The sequence below is a fragment of the Paraburkholderia nemoris genome (assembly GCF_905221015.1).
GTDB classification, from domain to species: Bacteria; Pseudomonadota; Gammaproteobacteria; order Burkholderiales; family Burkholderiaceae; genus Paraburkholderia; species Paraburkholderia nemoris.
The window spans coordinates 239,633-258,830 of sequence record NZ_CAJNBO010000010.1; the positions used below are offsets into that span (position 1 = coordinate 239,633).

The 19,198-nt window shown below is 61.8% G+C and carries 17 protein-coding genes; 4 read left to right on the forward strand and 13 right to left on the reverse strand.

Annotated elements, in window-relative coordinates; all coding sequences use genetic code 11:
• Positions 1 to 13 precede the first annotated feature (13 nt).
• The 4 genes from KHO33_RS17780 to KHO33_RS17795 form a co-directional block, all read right to left on the reverse strand.
• A complete protein-coding gene (locus KHO33_RS17780) occupies positions 14 to 1,312 on the reverse strand; it encodes a ribulose-bisphosphate carboxylase large subunit family protein (RefSeq protein ID WP_200565401.1) in 1,299 nt (432 codons plus the stop codon).
• Entirely contained in the window at positions 1,309 to 1,848 is a 540-nt protein-coding gene (locus tag KHO33_RS17785; protein ID WP_054035576.1) for a VOC family protein, read from the reverse strand. The genes KHO33_RS17780 and KHO33_RS17785 overlap by 4 nt, the downstream gene beginning before the upstream one ends.
• 103 nt (positions 1,849 to 1,951) lie before the next feature.
• Entirely contained in the window at positions 1,952 to 3,838 is a 1,887-nt protein-coding gene (locus tag KHO33_RS17790; protein WP_200565402.1) for a TRAP transporter large permease, read from the reverse strand.
• Between the two features lie 89 nt (positions 3,839 to 3,927).
• Entirely contained in the window at positions 3,928 to 4,953 is a 1,026-nt protein-coding gene (locus KHO33_RS17795) for a TRAP transporter substrate-binding protein (RefSeq protein WP_200565403.1), read from the reverse strand.
• Positions 4,954 to 5,151: 198 nt separating this feature from the next.
• On the opposite strand from KHO33_RS17795, the gene KHO33_RS17800 reads away from it, so the two are divergent.
• Positions 5,152 to 6,207: a LacI family DNA-binding transcriptional regulator gene (locus KHO33_RS17800; RefSeq protein ID WP_054035579.1), complete on the forward strand. Its 1,056-nt coding sequence runs from the start codon at positions 5,152 to 5,154 to the stop codon at positions 6,205 to 6,207.
• 457 nt (positions 6,208 to 6,664) lie between these two features.
• Entirely contained in the window at positions 6,665 to 7,036 is a 372-nt protein-coding gene (locus KHO33_RS17805) for a hypothetical protein (RefSeq protein ID WP_054035646.1), read from the forward strand.
• A gap of 400 nt (positions 7,037 to 7,436) precedes the next feature.
• Here the strand turns inward: KHO33_RS17805 and KHO33_RS17810 are convergent, their stop codons facing one another.
• The 7 genes from KHO33_RS17810 to KHO33_RS17840 form a co-directional block, all read right to left on the reverse strand.
• Positions 7,437 to 8,537: a porin gene (locus KHO33_RS17810; protein WP_200565404.1), complete on the reverse strand. Its 1,101-nt coding sequence runs from the start codon at positions 8,535 to 8,537 to the stop codon at positions 7,437 to 7,439.
• Positions 8,538 to 8,746: 209 nt separating this feature from the next.
• A complete protein-coding gene (locus tag KHO33_RS17815) occupies positions 8,747 to 10,675 on the reverse strand; it encodes a CocE/NonD family hydrolase (protein WP_200565405.1) in 1,929 nt (642 codons plus the stop codon).
• Positions 10,672 to 12,288 (reverse strand): ABC transporter substrate-binding protein, encoded by a 1,617-nt coding sequence (locus KHO33_RS17820; RefSeq protein WP_200565406.1) that lies wholly within the window; start codon positions 12,286 to 12,288, stop codon positions 10,672 to 10,674. The genes KHO33_RS17815 and KHO33_RS17820 overlap by 4 nt, the downstream gene beginning before the upstream one ends.
• Positions 12,285 to 13,328: an ABC transporter ATP-binding protein gene (locus tag KHO33_RS17825; RefSeq protein ID WP_200565407.1), complete on the reverse strand. Its 1,044-nt coding sequence runs from the start codon at positions 13,326 to 13,328 to the stop codon at positions 12,285 to 12,287. The genes KHO33_RS17820 and KHO33_RS17825 overlap by 4 nt, the downstream gene beginning before the upstream one ends.
• The gene (locus tag KHO33_RS17830; protein WP_054035584.1) at positions 13,325 to 14,302 is read right to left on the reverse strand and encodes an ABC transporter ATP-binding protein; all 978 of its coding nucleotides are present in this window, start codon (positions 14,300 to 14,302) and stop codon (positions 13,325 to 13,327) included. The genes KHO33_RS17825 and KHO33_RS17830 overlap by 4 nt, the downstream gene beginning before the upstream one ends.
• Before the next feature lie 8 nt (positions 14,303 to 14,310).
• Positions 14,311 to 15,222 carry an ABC transporter permease gene (locus tag KHO33_RS17835; protein ID WP_128576329.1) on the reverse strand — a complete coding sequence of 304 codons (912 nt, stop codon included), beginning with the start codon at positions 15,220 to 15,222 and terminating at the stop codon, positions 14,311 to 14,313.
• Entirely contained in the window at positions 15,219 to 16,190 is a 972-nt protein-coding gene (locus tag KHO33_RS17840; RefSeq protein ID WP_054035585.1) for an ABC transporter permease, read from the reverse strand. The genes KHO33_RS17835 and KHO33_RS17840 overlap by 4 nt, the downstream gene beginning before the upstream one ends.
• Before the next feature lie 144 nt (positions 16,191 to 16,334).
• Between KHO33_RS17840 and KHO33_RS17845 the strand changes: the two genes are divergently transcribed.
• Together KHO33_RS17845 and KHO33_RS17850 are read left to right on the forward strand one after the other, a co-directional pair.
• Positions 16,335 to 17,246 (forward strand): LysR family transcriptional regulator, encoded by a 912-nt coding sequence (locus KHO33_RS17845; protein ID WP_200565408.1) that lies wholly within the window; start codon positions 16,335 to 16,337, stop codon positions 17,244 to 17,246.
• A gap of 176 nt (positions 17,247 to 17,422) precedes the next feature.
• A complete protein-coding gene (locus tag KHO33_RS17850) occupies positions 17,423 to 17,896 on the forward strand; it encodes an Lrp/AsnC family transcriptional regulator (protein WP_054035587.1) in 474 nt (157 codons plus the stop codon).
• A 20-nt stretch (positions 17,897 to 17,916) separates the two neighbouring features.
• Here KHO33_RS17850 and KHO33_RS17855 read toward each other — a convergent pair whose 3' ends face one another.
• Together KHO33_RS17855 and KHO33_RS17860 are read right to left on the reverse strand one after the other, a co-directional pair.
• Positions 17,917 to 18,075: a hypothetical protein gene (locus KHO33_RS17855; protein ID WP_172737667.1), complete on the reverse strand. Its 159-nt coding sequence runs from the start codon at positions 18,073 to 18,075 to the stop codon at positions 17,917 to 17,919.
• A gap of 69 nt (positions 18,076 to 18,144) precedes the next feature.
• On the reverse strand, positions 18,145 to 19,044 hold the full coding sequence (locus KHO33_RS17860) for an ATP adenylyltransferase family protein (RefSeq protein ID WP_200565409.1): 900 nt from the start codon (positions 19,042 to 19,044) through the stop codon (positions 18,145 to 18,147).
• Positions 19,045 to 19,198: the final 154 nt, after the last annotated feature.

A 19,198-nucleotide genomic window follows, 5' to 3' on the forward strand; every position in this document is an offset into this window, starting at 1 on the left:
TCTCGTGTCTCGCTCAAGTACGGCTACCGAAGAATTCCAATGCTCGCCGCAGTTCCGGCGAGTGTTCGGCGTAAGTCTCCAGCGGCGTACGCGCCCGCACCGCGTCCCATGCCTGTTGAACACTCATGACACCAGCCGCGGGACCGTCCGGATGCGCGAGAATGCCACCGCCCGACATGAACAATAAATCAGTGGAACGCACGGCATCGAACGTCGCCGGCACGGTGCCCGCCCATTGTCCCGACGAAAACGCAGGCAGCACGATATCGTCACGATCCGGCGCGAGCGGCGTGGCGCAATCGCGCGCGGACTCGATCACTTCAGTGTCGCTCTGCGCGAATTTGCCGGCGAGACCATGCACGTGCATATGGTCGACACCGGTCAAACGCCAGAGCGTCTGATACGCCTGAAACGACATGCCAAGTGCCGGATCGCGCGACATCATGCCGTAGCCGTTGCGATGCGCGTGTAGCACGAGCGGCGTTGCCCGGCGCAATGTCTGGATCGCGGAAAAGCCGCACCAGTTGATGCTCACCATCACGCAACTGCCGCCTTCCTGCTCAACGAGTTCAGCGTGGCGGCGCATGGCGTCGAGGTCATCGGTGATATTGAACGCGACCATGACGGAGCGGCCGCTGCGCTCGCGGTAGTTGCGCACTTCTTTCATCACCGCACGCACGCGCTCGGCGAGCGGAGCATGTGCGGGATTCGCGCACACCTCGTCATCCTTGATGAAGTCGACGCCCGCCTCGCATAACTCGCGGACGAGCGCAGCTGTTTCTCCGGCACTCAAGCCGACGTTCGGCTTGATGATAGTGCCGATAATCGGCCTGCCTGTGACGTGCGTCAGCGCCCGTGTACCCGCTACGCCATGGCGCGGCAGTTCGAAGCGCGCGCGATATGACGCCGGTACGCGCAACGACAACAGCCGCATGCCGGTGACTTCACCGAGGTCATACAGATTGCCGGCGACGGTCGCGGCGAGTGTCGGCAGATTCGCGTCGATGTTGGCCAGCGGAAACGACAGCGTGACGCGCGCGCGCCGCCACGGTCCCGGCGTACCCTGACGCGCGAGCCATGCGCTCCGCAAGCTGGGTTGCGCGGCAGACTCGAGTTCGTCGATGCTCACCACGCTCGCGCGGCTACGCGCGCGCAGCGCGTCGGACTCGTTGGCAACGCGCACAAATGTGCCGCTCGACTGCTCGCCTGCCATCACATCGGCGACGCGCGCGGGATCGAGCGGCGTCTCGATCAGATACTCGGCTTCGACGCAATCGTCGTTAACGGTCTGCCCTTGCAACGTCGCATTCATAGCGCGCCCAGATCGGGAAACCGGCGCACCGGATCACGGCCGTCCCAATCGCGGGAGGCCGCATAGATCATGTCGAACAGTTTGCCTTTCGGCCCGGCGATTTCTGATAACTCGATCACCGTGCCCGGATGATTTTCAGTGTCGAAGTAAACGAAGCGTCCGTTGCGTCCCACCTCGCCACTCATCGCGACCTTGAAGCCCTGCTCCTGCAAACGGGCGAGGTCGGCGTCGAATGTAGTGGTCCAATACGCGTTGTGCTGCAAACCGGTATGGCCCGCGGCAAGAAAGTCGCGATACATGGATGGCGCATCGTTGCGCGTCTGGATCAGCTCGACCTGCAGCGATCCCGAGTTCGCCAGTGCCACCGAGTTGTGCACGTCGTACGATTGCCCGCGATACGTGTAGTTCTCGATTGGCACACGTTCGTTGTAGAACCACGGACCCACGCCAAGTACACGGCTCCAGTAGTCCATCGCGGCCTCGATATCACGCACGACATACCCGGCCTGACGGATCTCGCCAAAGAAACGACTCATGAAACTCTCCCGATGCTGCCAGTTTTAAAAGACGAGCGACGCCCCGGCGCAGCGGAAACGCAGCGCCCGAATGTCGAACCTGTAACGAGACTTAAAAGAGACCTTAGAGAAAACCGATAGAAATCCAGGGAATCGCCGCGACCAGGATCAGGCCGACGATCAAAGCACCCATATAGCCGACAATCGGACGAATGCCCGCATCGGGATTGACCTTGCTGATCGCACACGCCGAGTAGTAGCCGACGCCGAACGGCGGCGAGAACAGACCGACGCCCATCGAGAGAATCACGACGATCGCGTAGTGCACTTCATTGACGCCCGCGAGTCGCGCGATCGGAAATAGCAGCGGTCCGAACAGCACGATGGCGGGGATTCCTTCGAGCACGCTGCCGAGCATCACGAACACGATGATCGACACAGCCAGAAAACCATACGCGCCGCCGGGCATCGAGCCCATCAGGTGCGCGAGATCCTGCGAGAAGCCGGACTGCGTCAGCGCCCATGCCATTGCCGTCGCACAACCGATAATGAACAGGATCGCGCCCGACAAGGTCGCCGCGTCCACCAGCATGCGGCCAAGGCGCGTCCATTCGAACCGCCGGTAGACGAGCAGCCCGATCACCATCGAATACGCAATGCCGATGGTCGATACTTCAGTCGCTGTCGCCACGCCTTCAACCACCGCCATTCTGATCACGAACGGCAAGGCCAGCGCGGGCAGCGACACGACGAATAGATGCCCGATCTGCCGCTTGTTGAGACGCTGCACGCCGCTCAGGTCCTCCTTGCGGTAGCGCCACCACACCACCACGCACAGAATCAACGCCAGTACTGCGCCCGGAAGCATCCCTGCGGTGAAGAGCGCGGAGATCGACAGGCCGGTCACCGAACCGATCGTAATCAACACAATGCTCGGCGGGATCGTTTCGCTTTGCGCGCCGGTTGTCGCGAGCAGCGCGACCAGATCACCTTCTGAGGCACCGCGTTTTTTCATTTCCGGGAACAGCACCGGCGCGATCGCCGCCATGTCCGCGACTTTCGAACCGGAGATGCCCGACACCAGATACATCGCCCCAATCAGCACGAATGACAAACCGCCATGCACGTGGCCGACGAGACTCGCGAGAAACTCGATCATCGCGCGCGCCATGCCGGTCATTTCGATCAGCAAGCCGAGGAACACGAACAACGGGACTGCCAGCAACACGAGATGAGACATCCCCTCATCCATGCGACCGACTACAACCTCGAGCGGCGTGAAGGTCGAGAGCCCGAGATAGCCGAATGTGGCGAGCGCGAAAGAAAAACCGATGGGTACGCCTGAAAAAATGCCGACCGCGACCACGCCGACGAAGAAGATCACCAGATTGGCCTTGCCGAGTGTCTGGAACCACGGGCCGCCGAACACAACCACTACGCCTAAGAGTGCGGCAATCATTAGCACGATCAGCACGTCTCGCATGCGACTCACCTGCGCGAGACGAATCAAGCCGACGATCAGCATGAGTACGGCACCGATCGGCAACGCGAGCGCGCGCCATGCATTGCTGATCTCCAGAGCGGGGGTGACGATCGCAGCCTCGCCGGACGCGTAGTCGTATGCGGGTCCGATCAACAGCGCGAGCAATGCGATCGATGCAGCGATCGCCAGCGTATCGACGAATGCGCGCCGCTCCGGTGAAAGGCGGCTGACAAAAGCTGTCATCCGCATGTGCTCGCCGCGTCGCAATGCGAGTACGGCGCCGAGCATGGCGAGCCAAAGGAACAGAATCCCGGCGAGTTCGTCCGACCACACCAGCGGCTGGTGCAGCGCATAGCGGCAGATCACGCCCGCCAGCATCACGACAATCTCCACCGCCAGCAGCGCCGCAGCGCAGACTTCGACGAGCGCAATCAGGCCGCGATCGAAGCCGCTCAGCCAGCGACGCGGCAGGCTCGCTGCGTGCAACGCGACGGCCGCCTCAGCAGGATTCAATGCGTGATTCGCCATACGGATGCCTCCTCGCGGCTGCTCGCCGCGTTTCGTCTCATGCTCGCCGATGTGCCGCACGGTCGGGGTTCAGGGCCCACGGCGTACCGTTAAGCCAGCTTGCCGACCGACTGTTCGAGCAGGTCCCACGCCTGCGTGCCGAACTTAGCCTTCCATTCGGCGTAGAAACCCGCTTGACGCAGCGCTGCGCGGAAGGAGTCCGGCGTCGGACGGTTGATCGCCAGTCCTTTGCTTTGCAGATCCGCGACAGCGGCGGCGTTGAGCTTACGAACGTCCTCGCGTTGTTTCATCGCGCCCTGATTGAACGCATCGCTAGCGATGCCTTGCAAGTCCTTCGGCAAGCGTTGCCACGCGCGCTGGTTCAACACGAACCAGTAGCCATCCCACATGTGGTTGGTGAGCGAACAGTACTTCTGCACTTCGTAGAGCTTCGCGACCTGTACGATCGGCAGCGGGTTTTCCTGAGCATCGACGATATGCGTTTGCAGCGACGAATAGACTTCGCTGAATTGCAGGCTGGTCGGTGCCGCGCCGAGGCCCTTGAACATGTCGATGCTAAGCGGGCTGACCGGCACGCGAATCTTCAGACCACGCATGTTTTGCGCGCTGGTAATCGGGCCGTTGCTGGTCGTAGTCTGCCGAAAACCGTTGTCCCACATCTTCTCGAACGACTCGAGCCCGGCCTTCTGCATCGCAGCTCGCACGTACGCGCCGAGCTTGCCGTCCATCGCACTCCACACCTGGTTGTAGTCGCTGAAGGCGAAGCCGACTGCATTGATCGCCACCGATGGTGCGAGCGTCGAAACCACGAGCGCCGACGGCGTGAACATCTCGATGCCGCCGCTGCGCACTTGCGCAAGCATGTCGGTATCGCCGCCAAGCTGGTTGTTCGGGAATATCCGGATCTCCATGCGCCCCTTCGACGCCTCTTTGATCTGATTGGCCGCTTCCTGCGAGCGCACGTTCAGCGGATGCGTGAGCGGCAAATTGTTGCCGTACTTGAACACGAATTCCGGGCCGGACGCTGCGCGCACGATCGCCGGAAAGCCCAACGCGCCGGCAATGGGCACGGCGGCAGCGGCACGCAGCAACGTGCGTCTCGCGAGGTTGGTCATTTGGGTGTCTCCTTGCTTATAATTGATGTGACTGTTCAATCCATCAAAAACCATCAACACCCACTGACACCGGCTTGATTTCCGGTCACTGCGTATCAGTCGTCGTGCGATAGGTGCAAGACTAGGCTTGCGTGACAACCGCTGTCAAACCGCGAACCTGATGGTTTTTGATGGACTTCCACTCTGCGAAGGACGGCTATGTCCGAACCGCTTCTCCTCACCGGCGCTGCACGGGCGCGTATTCCCGACATTGCGCGCGCCGCCGGCGTCTCGACCGCCACGGTGGATCGCGTACTCAATGGCCGCGAAGGTGTGCGCGCCGTCACCGCGCAACGTGTCCTTCAAGCGGCGGCGCAACTCGGCTATCTGCTGACGCCGGAAGCGCCCGCAGCATCTGCTTCAAGACCAATGCGCATTGCGTTTCTTCTACCTGCCGGCACCAATCGCTATTTGCACATGCTCGGCGACTACATCGACTTCGCGCACGATCAGTGGAACGCGCTGGACATGAAATGCCGCGTCCATTACGTCGAGAGTTTCAACCCGCAAGAACTCGCCGACCGTCTACTGCATTACGGACAACGTTCGGACGGCGTGGTGTTCATGGCGCTCGAGCATCCCGTCGTGCGGGATGCAGTGAATACGCTGGCCGATCAGGGCGTGCCGGCGATTACGCTGATTTCCGATTTGTCGAATGCGCGGCGGCTGGCGTATGTGGGCATCGACAATCGTTCAGCCGGGCGCACAGCCGCGCTGCTGCTGGGGCGCTTCATGGGGCCGCGGCCGAGTGGGAAGATTGCGATGCTGGCGGGCAGCCTAAACTATCGTGGGCATGAGGAACGTGAGATCGGTTTTCTGCACCTGGTCGAGTCGACGTTTCCTTTGGTCAAGGTAATAGGCCTACGCGAAGGGCACGACGACAGCGAACGGAATTACATTCAGACGCGCAAGTTGTTGGAACAGCATCCCGATCTCGCGGGAATTTACAACAGTGGCGGCGGATCGGACGGCGTCGCGCGCGCGATTGTAGAAACGCGTTCCGAACAGAAGATCCTGTTTATCGGGCACGGATTGACGCCTGACACGAGAGCACTGCTGATCGACGGGACGATGGATGCGTTGATCACACAAACACCGCAGGCAATGGTGGGGAATTGTTTGCGGATTTTCCGCAACGTGCGTGAGAAGCGCGATGCGCTGAGTGACGTTAAGCCGGTGCAGTTCAGTATTGTGCTGAGGGAGAATTTGCCTTGATTCGTGGGGAATTTTGGCCTCTTTCGCAGGCCCGTGTCGGCAGGCGAATCCAGTCAGGCACGCCGGATGCTGAGTCACCATCGTATTCAAACGTTGATACGAAAGGAGATCACATCATGCCTTACCTTCTTGGCTGGCTTCTTGGCGTCCCGCTGATCGTGCTGGTTATCCTGTACCTCATTTTCCACTAACCCTCTGCAACAGACGCAGTTCACCTGAAGGTCATTCCGCGCGGCCCTGCCTATCCCGGCGGCCGCGCGCCCCGAGATCTTCGAACCCCTCGGTGTCACCCTCCTTCCGTCTGCGCAAAGTCACGCGTCGGCGCCTCTGCCTTTTCGCTTGCGCTGTACAAAACGGTGCGTAAAACTAGGCCTATTAGCCCGCGCAAAAATAGCCCGCGCAAAAATGCCATATCTGCACACGCACGCACAAACTGCGTACGAGCATGGAGGGACCGATGGCACACGACGAATACACGTTGTCACACCAGGACGTGGTGAAGGCAGTGATCATTCATCAGAACATTCATGAGGGCTTCTGGACGCTGAACATCAATTTCAACGTCGCCGCCACTCACGGTCCGCTCGTGCCGGACCCTTGCCTCGCGGTAACGATCAAGGGCATCGGCATCATGCGGGCCTCGCCTACCGATCCACTCGCCGTCGACGCCGCCCTCATCAATCCGCCGGTGCCTGAACCTGTTGTGAGCGCCGTGCATATAGCGGCCGCCGTCAATGGCGCGCATGAAGGCGGCATGCAATTCTGTCGCGACGTGTATCGCAATGTCGCGGTACAAAGCGCGACCAGAGCGCCGACCAAGACGAGCTGAAGAGCAGGAGAAGTTGTTGATTCGCGGGCGTTGCGTACAGCAGCCGCCGCGCTCGAAGAGCGTTCAAGGAACGTGTACGGACAGTCGGTGCCGGCAAACATTCGGTTAAGAAAATGCGTCCATGCCCGGCGAGCGCGTCTTCCGGCGCGGGTAACACCGGAATACGCCTGCGATGCTGTCTTCCTGTGAAGGCAGCGAGACACCGGATGGCAGCTTGTGGCCGCGCGAAACCGCAGGCCCCGAGGCCAGCGGCCCGGACGGTTGTCCCGGGCATGAATGCACCCTCAAAATATACCCGGACGCAGGCTGGATATGCTTCCTAAAGCGATGTGCCAGCCCACCGGCGCCAGGACAATCTTCCGCAAAAATGGCATTTTCCTGAACACAATTCCGAGAATGATTAGAACTTGTGACGGATGCCCGTGACGGCAATAAATTGCGTGTGACTGCTCGACGGGCCGGATGCCCCCTCGATCTGCGCAACCGCGTTCGTGGCGCGTTGATACAGCAGATCGATGTAGACGTCAGTCGATTTGGAGAGGAAGTATTGAAGCCCTGCCGTCGTCTGCCAGTAGTGCCACGAGTCCACCTTCCCGTTCGTCGACACATTCGTATAGGTCTCGCCAAGCGCTGCATGCACGGTGGGTGTGATGCGGTAGCGCAAGCTCGCTTCAGCGTTCTGGTAGGTCTGGTACTGGCTCGCGGGCGTCAGTTCGAAGCGCGTGTTCGTGTACATCAACCCGACACTTGCATTGCCGATGTCATACAGTCCGCCCGCGCCGTAAATGCGCTGTTTGCTGATGCCCTTGAGAAACGTGAAGTAGTTATCGGACGGAATCGCGCCGGTTGTGTCGGTGGCCGGATGATCCAGCATCACGTAGGCCGCGCCCAGATGCCACGGACCATTCGCGTAGGTCGCGCCAACGCTGTATGAACGGTTCGTAGCAAAGTTGCCCGCATTGCCCGACAGCGCATACATCGTGTTGATCTGCAGACCGTAGAAGATCGGCGTCACGTATTTGATCGAGTTGTCGGTGCGAAACGTGTTGTTGATATCGTCGACATCGAACGGATGCGTGCCGTACTGCACGGTATCGGTGGCAACTTGCAGCGGCTCCAGCGAATCCTGCGACGCGTTGTACTGACGGCCGAACGTCAACGTGCCATAGCGATCGCTCGACAAACCGACCCATGCCTGTCGTCCAAAGATGCGCCCATTCGCGCTGGCCGTGCCATTCATCACATTGAAGCCGTTCTCGAGCCGGAATACGGCATGATTGCCGCCGCCCAGGTCTTCGCTGCCGAGCAGACCCCAACGCGACCCCTGTTCGTTGCCGGACGTCGCCTGATAATTCGACTTGCCGCCCTGATTGCTGGTGTAGGCGAAACCACCGTCGACGATACCGTACAGCGTGACGCTCGACTGTGCGTGTGCCGCGCCAGCCGATAGGCCGATGCCGCCGAGAGCGAGCAGCGTCGCCGGAAGTGTCTGTTTGCGCATGGTGCTTTTTTCCTCTTGGAGTGGGACTTGCTGTTGAAAATCGGCGTGCAACGAACGGAAAGCTGTCGTGCTGTTTCGGGTCGCTTTGGGGTGTCCGCAAAAATTTCGGGCAAAAAGGGGCCCCGGACGTCGCGCTGAACGCGACGCCTCAATGACCGGCAATGGAGTGATGCGGAGGTGCAGCTAGCCTCTTCTGGCTAGCGTTGCGGCTACCCGCCGGAGTTCGGCGGCATTGCTTCGAGCGAAGCCGCCGGGACAAGCGGCAGCACGACATGCGACGCCTGTCCGGCGCCGAAATGCACATGGTTCACCGCGATGCGTGGCGCGCGAGCCAGCGCGGGCGCCTCGCCGCTATTCGGGTTGACGTCGAAGTGCGGGAAATTGCTGCTCGAAACATCGAGACGGATGCGGTGGCCGCGTCTGAACAGATTCGCCGTGGCGAACGGCTCGATTTCGATCGCGTAAACGCGGCCCTTTTCGAGCATGCGCGGCTCGGTCCACGATTCGTGAAAGCGGCAACGAAAAATGCCGTCGGTTAGGTTCATCGCGTAGCCATGCGGGTAATCTGCATTGGGCGGATACACGTCGATCAGCTTCGCGGTGAAATCGGTATCGGGCGCGTCGGACGAAATCCAGAGCTTCACGATAATCGGTCCGACCACGGCGACGTCTTCTTCGAGCGCCTCCGTCTGGAACACGAGAACGTCGGAGCGAGCCGAGAGCGGCATGCCCGCGTACCGCGTGCCGAAGAAGCGCGGGTCTTCGCGCTGATCGAACGCGCCGCCCTCGAAAACCGGCGCGCCCGAGGTCAGCGCGCCGCCGATCGTCGGCACAGGATTCGACGGATCGAACGCATACGAAGTTGCAGCGGGCTCGCTATGCAATGCGTCGTCCGACGCTGAGAGCGAGCCGTTCGCGCTCAGATAAAACGGCGTGAAGCGCGTGCCGGGCAGCGGCCATTGCGATGAGCTAACCCAGCGTCCGCCATGCTCCATGCGGCCCTGTGGATTGCGCACCCCGCTACCGCCACCCATCACGAAGATGCGGGCGACAGCATCGGCGGATTCATGCGACACCTCGTGCGGTTTCAGCCAGCGGTCGAACCAGTCGGCGCGGAACGCCAGCCAGTCTTTCGCAATCTGGCCTTCAATCACCGCGTCCGGCCCGAACTCAACGTCGCCGCTGTATGACAGGTTGCGGTCACCATGCAGCCACGGGCCCATGATCAGATAGGCAGGAGCACCCGGAGTGCCGGAGAGCGCGGCGAAGTTATCCAGCGTGCTGCGCACATACGCGTCGTACCAGCTCGACATCAGCACCGTGGGCACGCGCGTCATGGTGTCGTAGTAGCCCTCAGCATAGATGCCGGGCTGTTTCCAGTATTCGTCGAATACGTCACGCGTCCATTGCTCGAACAGATAGCTCTCGTATTCCGGCACTGTCGCGAGCGGCGAGTGACCGGGCCGCCACGGCATCCGTGCAAACCATTGGCGCAGATCGCTTGCGTCCAGCGCCGCCGCGACTAGCGGATTCTCAGCGGCCGCGGCACTGTTCTTCGCGCGGTTGAACGCCCACGTTGCCTGCTTCAGTTCGAAGGCGCCACCCTGGCGGATGCCGCAGCGATACCCGTTGGCGAAGCCGCCCGAGTCGAGCACCATGCACGTGAGCCCCGGCGGATTCAGACAGGCCGCCGCGAGCTGCGTGTGGGCCGCATACGAGAGTCCCATCGTGCCGACCTTGCCGTTCGACCACGGCTGTTGCGTGATCCATTCGATCGTGTCGAAGCCGTCCGGTCCTTCGGCGACATATTTTGTGAACGTGCCCTCGGAGTTGTAGCGCCCGCGGCAGTCCTGCAGCACGACAGCGTAGCCGCGCGCAGAGAAATAACGCGCCACGTCGGCGCGATTCGCGGGCGGCTGGCCGTGATGGATTTCCGAGCGCGAGATATCGGATTTTCCATACGGCGTGCGTTCGAGAATCACGGGCAGCGGCGCATCGGTGCCGGCGCGGTAGCCAGCGGGAAAGTACACATCGGTGGCGAGGCGCACGCCATCACGCATTGGCACCATCGCGTCACAAAGCGGGTTGAACGTCGAATCAGCGGAAAGCACTCCGCTACGGAAAGAAGCATCAGTCATGGTTGAGTCTCGATGAAGAGCAGCGAGGTGCGTTCAGATTTGTTCGGATGGAAGATCACGCCCTTGCGTGCCGCCCAGTAGTCCACCGGGAAATAGAGCGGCACGATGCCGTAGTCGCCGAATCCCGCGCGCGCCGCCTGTTGAAGCAACTGGTTGCGGCGCGCCGGATCGAAGCTTGCCGCGGCTTCGCGCAACAGCCGGTCGAGCGTCGGGTTCGAATAGCGCGTGCGGTTGAAGGCGCCCGTGCCGCTCTCGCGTGAATAGCTTTCGAGCACGTTGGTCAGCGCAATCGCGGAATCGCTCGTCGTATTGCCGAAACTGAAGATGAAGGCGCTGTAGCTGCGCCGTGCGGCCGCGCCTGCATACACGTTGTAGGGCTGCGTGACGACGTCGTTCACAGCGATGCCGCCGCGCGCAAGCATCTGGCCGAGCGCCTGACCGAGGTCGCCGTCGCTCGCGAAGCGGTCGTTCGACGAATGGATCGTCAGCCGGAAACCGTCCGGATAGCCGGCGGCAGCCAGCAGGCGCCGCGCGCCGACGGGGTCGTACCGATCCGGTTGAAGCTGCGGGTCGTAGCCGCCCATGCCGGGCGGCACGATCTGCGCGGCCGGTAGTCCGGCGCCGTTGAGCAGATGCTGGGTAATCGCATCGCGGTCGATCATCTTCGAGATGGCTTCGCGCACGCGCACGTCGCGCAGTGGATTGCGCGCGATCGTCGAGCCGTCCGCAGCGGCGACAAACGGCGAAGCGTCGCGCGACGAATCAAGTGCGAGATAGATGAGTCGTGCGGACGGACCGGAAAACAGCGTCACGTTGGGTTCGCGGCGCAGGCGGCCGATCGTGACAGGCGGTACGTTGTCGATCAGATCAACCGAGCCGGAGAGCAACGCCGACAGCCGTGCGGCGTCGTTCGACACGAAGCGAATGGTGCAGGTGTCGAAAATGGGCCGCTTGCCCCAGTAATGTTCGTTGCGCACGAGTTCAAGACGGTCGCCCGGAATCCAGCGCGCAAGGCGATACGGACCGGTGCCGACCGCGACGGCGGGCAGGCGGTAGTCGTTGCTCGCGTGCCCCGCCGTCGCATGCTGCGAGATGATATAAACGAGCCCGATCTGTTCGACGAAGGCGGGTGACGGCGTCTTCGTCACAATGCGCAGCGTTAGCGGGTCGACGACCTCGATGCGCTCGATGTTCGCGACCGCGCCCGAATACGGCGCGGGGCTGTTCGGCACGGACCGCGCACGGCGCAACGAGTACGCGACGTCGTCGGCAGTCATCGGCGAGTTGTCCGAGAAGCGCACGTTCGGGCGCAAATGGAATTCCCATGTCAGCGGATCGACCGCACGCCATGACACCGCAAGACCTGGCCGGACCTGCAGGTTGTCGTCCTGTTCGATCAGCCGCTCGAACATGTTCTCGGCGGTCTGCATGTTGTTCTGCGTACGTGAGAACAGCGGATCGAGTGATTGCGGCTCGGAGGCGAGCGCCATCGTCAGCGAGCGCGCCTGCGCGTTGATGGCCGCGCCGGCAAAGCTCAATCCGCACGCGAGGAGTCCGACTGCCGCCGTGCATTTGAGGCCGCGTCGGCGCATGGATGAAATCACCGCCGTCATTGCACCTCCACCAGATGACACGCGACCTGATGAGCGAGGCCGCTTGGGTGCAACAGGGGGCGCTCGGTGCGGCAACGCTGCGTTGCATGGGGACAGCGCGGATGGAAATGGCAGCCGTCAGGCGGCGCAAGCGGCGACGGAATTTCGCCTTGAATCGATTCGAACTGCCGTTTGCGGTTCGACAGGCGCGGCACCTGCGCAAGGAGCGCAATCGTGTAGGGATGCTGCGGATTGGCAAACAGCTCGACAGTCGGCGCGGTTTCGACGATACGGCCCAGATACATGATGGCGACGCGATCGCTGATGTGCTCGACCACGCCGAGATCGTGGCTGATGAACAGATAGGTGAGACCGAGATCGCGGCGCAGTTGCATGAAGAGATTGATGATCTGCGCCTGGATCGACACATCGAGCGCCGCGATCGATTCGTCGCAGATCAGGAAGTCCGGCTTGACCGCCAGCGCTCGGCCGATACCGACGCGCTGACGCTGGCCGCCGGAAAATTGATGCGGAAAGCGCGTGCGGAAATCGGGATTCAGGCCAACGCGCTCCATCACGTCGACAACATAGGCATCCAGTTGTTTGCGCTCCACGATTCCGTGCACGAGCGGTGCCTCGCCAATGATGTCGCGCGCCCGTTTGCGGGGATTCAGCGACGACAGCGGGTCCTGGAAAATCATCTGGGTGGCGAGCCGGTGGCGCGGTGCGCGCTGTCCAGCACGAATGCTCGCGTGCTCGCTGCCCGGCGCCGATAGCTCGGCGGTCTTCTCAATGGTGCGGATCGAGCCGCTCGACGGCGCCACGATCCCGGCCAGCATCCGGCCGAGCGTCGATTTCCCACAACCGGATTCGCCGACGAGGCCAACCACTTCGCCGCGATGAACGGTCAGGCTGACATCGTCCACTGCATGGACGACCTGTTCTTCTGCGCGCGCGCCGAGCCAGCCGGCGATCCGCTCCGCGTAGTTCAGGCGGCGAACAAAGCGGCGCGACACGTGATCGACTTCGACCAGCGGCGCCATGACATGGGGTGCGTTCATGCGGGCGCTCCGGAACGTGGGTGGAAGCAACGGTACAGATGTGTGCCGTCGCCGGTGACGGGTGGTTCGGCACTCCGGCACAACGCGGTGGCGTGCGCGCAGCGTGGTGCGAACGCGCAGCCCACCGGTAGCTTGAGTGCGCTCGGCGCGATACCCGGAATCTGTTTGAGCGGTTCGCCGCGCCGGGCCTTTTCGGGCACGGAGTCGATCAGCCCGATCGTGTAGGGATGGCGCGGCCGTTCGAGAATCTCGTCGACACTGCCCGTTTCGACGACCCGGCCGGCGTACATCACGCAAATGCGGTTCGCCAGCCCCGCCACCACCGCGAGATCGTGGCTGACCCACACCATCGCTGTATTCGAGCGGGCGCACAGCTTCTGCATTTCCGCGAGAATCTGCGCCTGGATCGTGACGTCGAGCGCGGTGGTCGGTTCGTCGGCGATGATCAGTTCCGGGTCGTGTAGCAGCGCGATCGCAATCGCCACGCGCTGCCGCATGCCGCCCGACAACTGGTGCGGATAGGCACGCAAGCGTTCATCCGGTGAAGGAATACCGACCGACGCGAGCGCATCGCGCGCCCGTTGCCGCGCCGCGTGTTTCGATACGCGCGTGTGGGCCTGGACCGCCTCGATCATCTGTGTGTCGATACGCAGTACCGGGTTCAGCGTCATCATCGGATCCTGGAAGATCATCGCGATGCGGTTGCCACGCAGCCGGCGCAGCGCTTCAGGCGTGAGCGTCGTCAAGTCTTCGCCTTTGAACAGCACGCGCCCGCCGACGATGCGTCCCGGTGCGTCGATCAAGCCGAGCACGGAGAAGCCCGTAATCGATTTGCCGGAGCCGGATTCACCGACGAGCCCAACGATCTCGCCAGGCGCCACGTCAAAGCTCGCGTCGTCGACGGCTTTCGCGACGCCCGCGCCGGTGAAGAAATGCGTGCGCAAATTCTGCACGGACAAGGTAGGGGTGGACATGCGGAATCCTATTTCTGCAGACGCGGGTTCAATGCTTCGCGCAGACTGTCGCCGACGATATTCATGCTGAACACCAGCACGAGCAGCAACAGGCCGGGGAAAACACTGATCCAGTAAAAGCCCGCGATCAGTTGCTGATAGCCGTTCGCGATCAGCAGACCCAGCGAGGGCTGTGTGACCGGCAGGCCGATGCCGAGAAAGCTCAAGGTCGCTTCGGCTGAAATGGCGGCGGCGATCTGTACGAGGGCAATCACGATGACGGGCGGAAGGCAGTTCGGCAGCAACTGGCTGAACAACGCGCGCCGGTGGCTCAAGCCGAGGCACAGCGCGGCCTCCATATACTCCTTGCGGCGTTCGACGGCGGCGACTGCTCGCACGGTGCGGGCAAAATAGGCCCACTGCACGACTACCAGCGCGAGGATCACCTTGTCGACACCCTGGCCGAGAATCGCGAGCATCATCAGCGCGACGAGAATCGTCGGAAAGCCGAGCATCAGATCGACCGCGCGCATGACGAGCGTATCGACGTGACGGCCAAAGTACGCGGCGACGAGGCCGAGCGTCGTGCCAAGCGTCATCGCGAAGACGCCGCTCAGCAGGCCCACCCCAAGACTGATGCGCAGCCCGTACATCATCGCGGCGAACATGTCGCGCCCAAGCGCATCGCTGCCGAGCAGGTACAGATGACCATTCACACCACGCGCGCCGGGTGGAAGGCGGCCATCGACGATATTGAGCGCGGCGAGATCATACGGATTCTGCGGCGCGATCCACGGCGCAAGCAGCGCGATCGCGACGAGCGCCAGACATATGCAGGTCGCGGCGGCAACGGCCGGCTTGCCGAACAGGCTGCGCAGCACGATGCCCAAGGTCGTATTGCGATCAACCTGCCACGCAGAAAAGCTTGCGCTGCTTCTCATGCCGCCTCCAGCCGCACGCGCGGATCGAGCAGCGAATAGATGATGTCGACGGCGAGGTTGAGTAGCGTGAACATCGCGACCACGATCAGCAGATAGGCAACGATCACCGGACGGTCGAGCTTCGTGATGCTGTCGATGATCAGCTTGCCGACGCCTGGCCACGCGAAGATCGTCTCCGTCACGGTGGCGAATGCGATCAGTGAGCCGAACTCCATGCCGACAACCGTGACGATGGGAATCAGGATGTTCTTCAGGACATGCACGAAGATCACGCGCCGCTCGCGCAGGCCTTTGGCCCGGGCGAATTTCACGTAGTCGAGCGGCAGCGTTTCGCGCACACCGGCGCGCGTGAGGCGCGTGACGAGCGACATCTTGAAGAGCGACAGATTGAGCGCGGGCAGCAGCAGGTGCCGAAACCCGTCCCACGTCGCGAGGCTGGTGTGGATGCCGAACAGCATGCCGGGTTGGCCACGGCCGGCCGACGGCAGCCAGCCCAGCGTGACCGAAAAGATCAGCACGAGCATGATGCCTTGCCAGAAGTTCGGCAGGCTGAAGCCGAGGATCGAGCCCGTCATCACCGTGCGGTCGAACACCGATCCCGCCTTCAGCCCGGCGATCAGGCCGAGCGGCAGACCGACTATCAGCGCAAGCACCAGCGCCACGAGCGCGAGTTCCAGCGTTGCCGGCAGGCGTTCAAGAATCAGCTGGATCGACGGCTGGTTGAACACGAAGGAGCGCCCGAGATCGCCGTGCAGTGCTCGCCCGATGAAATGCAGATACTGTTGCCAGAGCGGCTGGTCGAGTCCGAGCGATTGCACGGCCTGCGCGATTTCGGCCGGGCTCGCGTCGGCCGGGACGAGAATCGCGATCGGGTCGCCGATGGCGAACACGCCACAGAAGACGAGCACGGACGTGAGCAGCAACACGCCGATGCTCTGGATGAGCCGCCGGATGATGAAGGCGATCATTGCGTGTGAAACCTCAAATGATGAAAATGCGGGGGGTCCGGTGGCGCAAACGACACCGGGCTCATGCAACGCCCCGATCATTCGATGGCAAAAAACTGTCCGCAACCTTATGTCGAATCAACATAACCCTATGCAGAACCTGAAATGAACCTTAAGCAACTCGAGGCTTTTGTGGCGATTTCAACGCTGCATACGACGACGGCGGCCGCGCAGCGGCTGGGATGCTCGCAGTCGGCGGTGAGTCGCCTGCTGAGCCAGTTGGAGGAGGATCTCGGCCTGAGCCTGTTTGTGCGCGAACAGGGCCGCCTGACGCCAACGCGTGAGGGAGACGCGCTGGTGCAGGAAGTGGAGACGATCGTCGAAGCGGCGCGGTGCCTCGAACGGCATGCCCAGCAACTGCGGCTGGCCGGCACGCAGCGCAAGCTCGTACGCATCATGGTTCCGAATACCTTTGCGCAGTTCCTGCTGCCCGCTGTGATGCAGCATTTCTACGAAACGCATCGCGATGCGGTATTGGAGGTGTTTTCGGGCACCTACGACGCGTCAGAACGCGCATTGCTGAGCCGGGAGGTCGATCTGGCGTTCGTTCGACTACCAACGCGCCTGTCCGGCTTTTCAGTCAAGTGGCAGTTCAACAGTGAATCGGTGTGCGTGATACCACGCTCGCATCCGCTCGCCCAGAACGCGACCGTCTCCGCGCGCGATCTGGACGGCGTACCGCTCGTGCTGCTATGGCGCCAGAGCGCGCTTCGTCACGAAGTGGACGCGGCGTTCCGCAGCGCGCGGGTGACGCCCAATGTGGTGGCTGAGGTGCATTCGGTGAGCGTGGCATGCGCGATGGCGGCGCGTGGGGTCGGCGCGGCGATCGTCAACCGCTTGATCGCGCAATGCTGCGACTCGGAACAGTTCGTGATGAGGCCATTCGTGCCGACGATCAGCTTCGAGACCGGGATAGCATCCCTCGAATCCGATCCGATCAGCGGAACTTGTCATGCATTTGCCGAGTGCCTCGCCGAAGCGTTGGACAATCTCCATGCCCTGCGCGAGGCTGATTAGTTTTACTACGCGTCGCTATCGCCTAAGGCTTCCGTCCCTTGGTGAGACCGGGTTTTTCCATTGCCTCATGCGCATCGCACCCACACGGCATGTTTGACACAGTTCGTAGAATTGGCCGGGGACAGGACAATCTTCCTCTAGAATGGCATTTATCTGAATAGACTTCCGAGAATGCCATGACCACTCGAAATCGCCCACTGGACAACCAGGATCGGAAGATCATGCGCGAGTTGCAGAAGAACGCGCGCCTGAGCAATGCCGAACTCGCCGAGCTGGTCGGCATGTCGACCACGGCGTGCTGGAATCGCACGCGCCAGTTGGAGACTGAGGGGTACATTCGCGGCTACGTCGCGTTGCTCGATCAGCAGAAGCTCGGTTTCGCCGACGTGGTACTGCTCGAAGTGACGCTCGACCGTCACGACGACGACGCCCTCGCCCGCTTCGGCGCCGAACTGGCGACGTTGAGCGAAGTGCTGGAGGCGTATCTGGTATCAGGCGATTACGACTACCTGGTCAAAGTCGCAGTCGACGGGACGGCGGGCTACGAGCGATTTCTGCGCGAGAAGCTCTATAAAATCGCGGGTATTCGCCATAGTCGCTCGATGTTTGCCCTGCGCTGCATGAAGAGCATTCCGTCGATTGCGATCTAGTAGACATCACGTTGCGCCATTCAGTGCTTATGGTGCAGCCAGTCCTTGATTGGATGCGCGTGCAGCCAGCGGGCAACCGGCTGGTCGTTGTGTTCCCGCCTGTAACGTATCGCGGTGAATATCACGATGCATAGCACCACCACGATTCCCACTACAAAACTGGTCATCGACTGGGTCATGGCAACCTCCTTTGAGGTCAGGACCATGCCTGTATTTTAGGTGACCAGAGAAATCGCGCCTGGCCGTTCTCATTCATCTGCGGAGACCGCGACTCGTTGCAGCACGGTCATCGGACCGAGCCTCTTGATGACGTTCATCTGCGCTGTGTCTCGCACGAAGAGCGATCCCGCGAAGCCCAGCGCATTCACCGAAATGCCCTCGACGCGTTCCGAAGACCGCGGCACGAGCAGCATCCATCGAGGGGCGACAAGCAGGTTGTATGGCGCCGAAGGGTGCCGTTCGCCGTTCACTTCGATCGCTTGCAGGCCAACCGCTTCGAGCAACGCGTGGTAGCAATCTAACGCGGCGTGTGCGGCGTGCGGTGAGGCGGCAGGCGCCAACTCCAGACGGGCGAACGCGTGCCTGAAAGGCAGACCGGCTATCGTGCCAACAATCGCATCGTCCATGCACGCGGACCCAAGAACCGACTCAATAGGGACCGACGGACCTGATTCTCCTAACGGCAGCGGCACGATCTGGAGATGCTTGTGAACTTGACTCGCGCCGGCCTCCTCGCCGCCGTTGTAGAAGCCCAGGCCGTCAAACTCGGCCATACACGCGACCAACGCAGCAAAGTCCGTCAGATCGAGCAGCGTTTCCTGCGATTTGAAACTGCGGGTAACGATCAGAAGATGATGATCGATGACGTTGAACTTGTTGAGCAACGCAACATGAGTGTCCGAGATATCGGCCACAAAAAGGTCCGGGTCATAAGGAAGGAACGGATTGAACATCGCAGCGTTGAGCTTAGGCGCTCGTCGGGCTTCATCCTTGCGAGTGAGGCTTGAGACCTGGCGGACAAGGAAGCTCACGCCACATTCGTCGATCAGCGCCTGGGTTGTATCAATTGGTCGCAGAGCACCACAACGCAGCGCATGCTCAGTCTGGCGCAGGATGGCCGGCCACAGGGTGCCGGGCTGGATTTGCATATCGGACCTCGCTGTGTGGCGGCGGGAACACCAGCGGGAAGGGCTGCTTGCATCAACCTATCCCAATCATCAAATTTCGCCAGCCGGCGACTGCCTTCCACGATCAAGCCTAGTACGAACCCGTCGTCAGCGGAAGCGTGAGGCGCGGGTGGCG

What these genes read in the sequence shown, in the direction of transcription:
- KHO33_RS17780 (WP_200565401.1), bottom strand. Translation starts at nt 1,312, where the DNA reads ATGAATGCGACGTTGCAAGGGCAGACCGTTAACGACGATTGCGTCGAA.
- KHO33_RS17815 (WP_200565405.1), bottom strand. Translation starts at nt 10,675, where the DNA reads ATGACTGATGCTTCTTTCCGTAGCGGAGTGCTTTCCGCTGATTCGACG.
- KHO33_RS17795 (WP_200565403.1), bottom strand. Translation starts at nt 4,953, where the DNA reads ATGACCAACCTCGCGAGACGCACGTTGCTGCGTGCCGCTGCCGCCGTG.
- KHO33_RS17805 (WP_054035646.1), top strand. Translation starts at nt 6,665, where the DNA reads ATGGCACACGACGAATACACGTTGTCACACCAGGACGTGGTGAAGGCA.
- KHO33_RS17785 (WP_054035576.1), bottom strand. Translation starts at nt 1,848, where the DNA reads ATGAGTCGTTTCTTTGGCGAGATCCGTCAGGCCGGGTATGTCGTGCGT.
- KHO33_RS17830 (WP_054035584.1), bottom strand. Translation starts at nt 14,302, where the DNA reads ATGTCCACCCCTACCTTGTCCGTGCAGAATTTGCGCACGCATTTCTTC.
- KHO33_RS17800 (WP_054035579.1), top strand. Translation starts at nt 5,152, where the DNA reads ATGTCCGAACCGCTTCTCCTCACCGGCGCTGCACGGGCGCGTATTCCC.
- KHO33_RS17820 (WP_200565406.1), bottom strand. Translation starts at nt 12,288, where the DNA reads ATGACGGCGGTGATTTCATCCATGCGCCGACGCGGCCTCAAATGCACG.
- KHO33_RS17825 (WP_200565407.1), bottom strand. Translation starts at nt 13,328, where the DNA reads ATGAACGCACCCCATGTCATGGCGCCGCTGGTCGAAGTCGATCACGTG.
- KHO33_RS17840 (WP_054035585.1), bottom strand. Translation starts at nt 16,190, where the DNA reads ATGATCGCCTTCATCATCCGGCGGCTCATCCAGAGCATCGGCGTGTTG.
- KHO33_RS17790 (WP_200565402.1), bottom strand. Translation starts at nt 3,838, where the DNA reads ATGGCGAATCACGCATTGAATCCTGCTGAGGCGGCCGTCGCGTTGCAC.
- KHO33_RS17810 (WP_200565404.1), bottom strand. Translation starts at nt 8,537, where the DNA reads ATGCGCAAACAGACACTTCCGGCGACGCTGCTCGCTCTCGGCGGCATC.
- KHO33_RS17845 (WP_200565408.1), top strand. Translation starts at nt 16,335, where the DNA reads ATGAACCTTAAGCAACTCGAGGCTTTTGTGGCGATTTCAACGCTGCAT.
- KHO33_RS17860 (WP_200565409.1), bottom strand. Translation starts at nt 19,044, where the DNA reads ATGCAAATCCAGCCCGGCACCCTGTGGCCGGCCATCCTGCGCCAGACT.
- KHO33_RS17855 (WP_172737667.1), bottom strand. Translation starts at nt 18,075, where the DNA reads ATGACCCAGTCGATGACCAGTTTTGTAGTGGGAATCGTGGTGGTGCTA.
- KHO33_RS17835 (WP_128576329.1), bottom strand. Translation starts at nt 15,222, where the DNA reads ATGAGAAGCAGCGCAAGCTTTTCTGCGTGGCAGGTTGATCGCAATACG.
- KHO33_RS17850 (WP_054035587.1), top strand. Translation starts at nt 17,423, where the DNA reads ATGACCACTCGAAATCGCCCACTGGACAACCAGGATCGGAAGATCATG.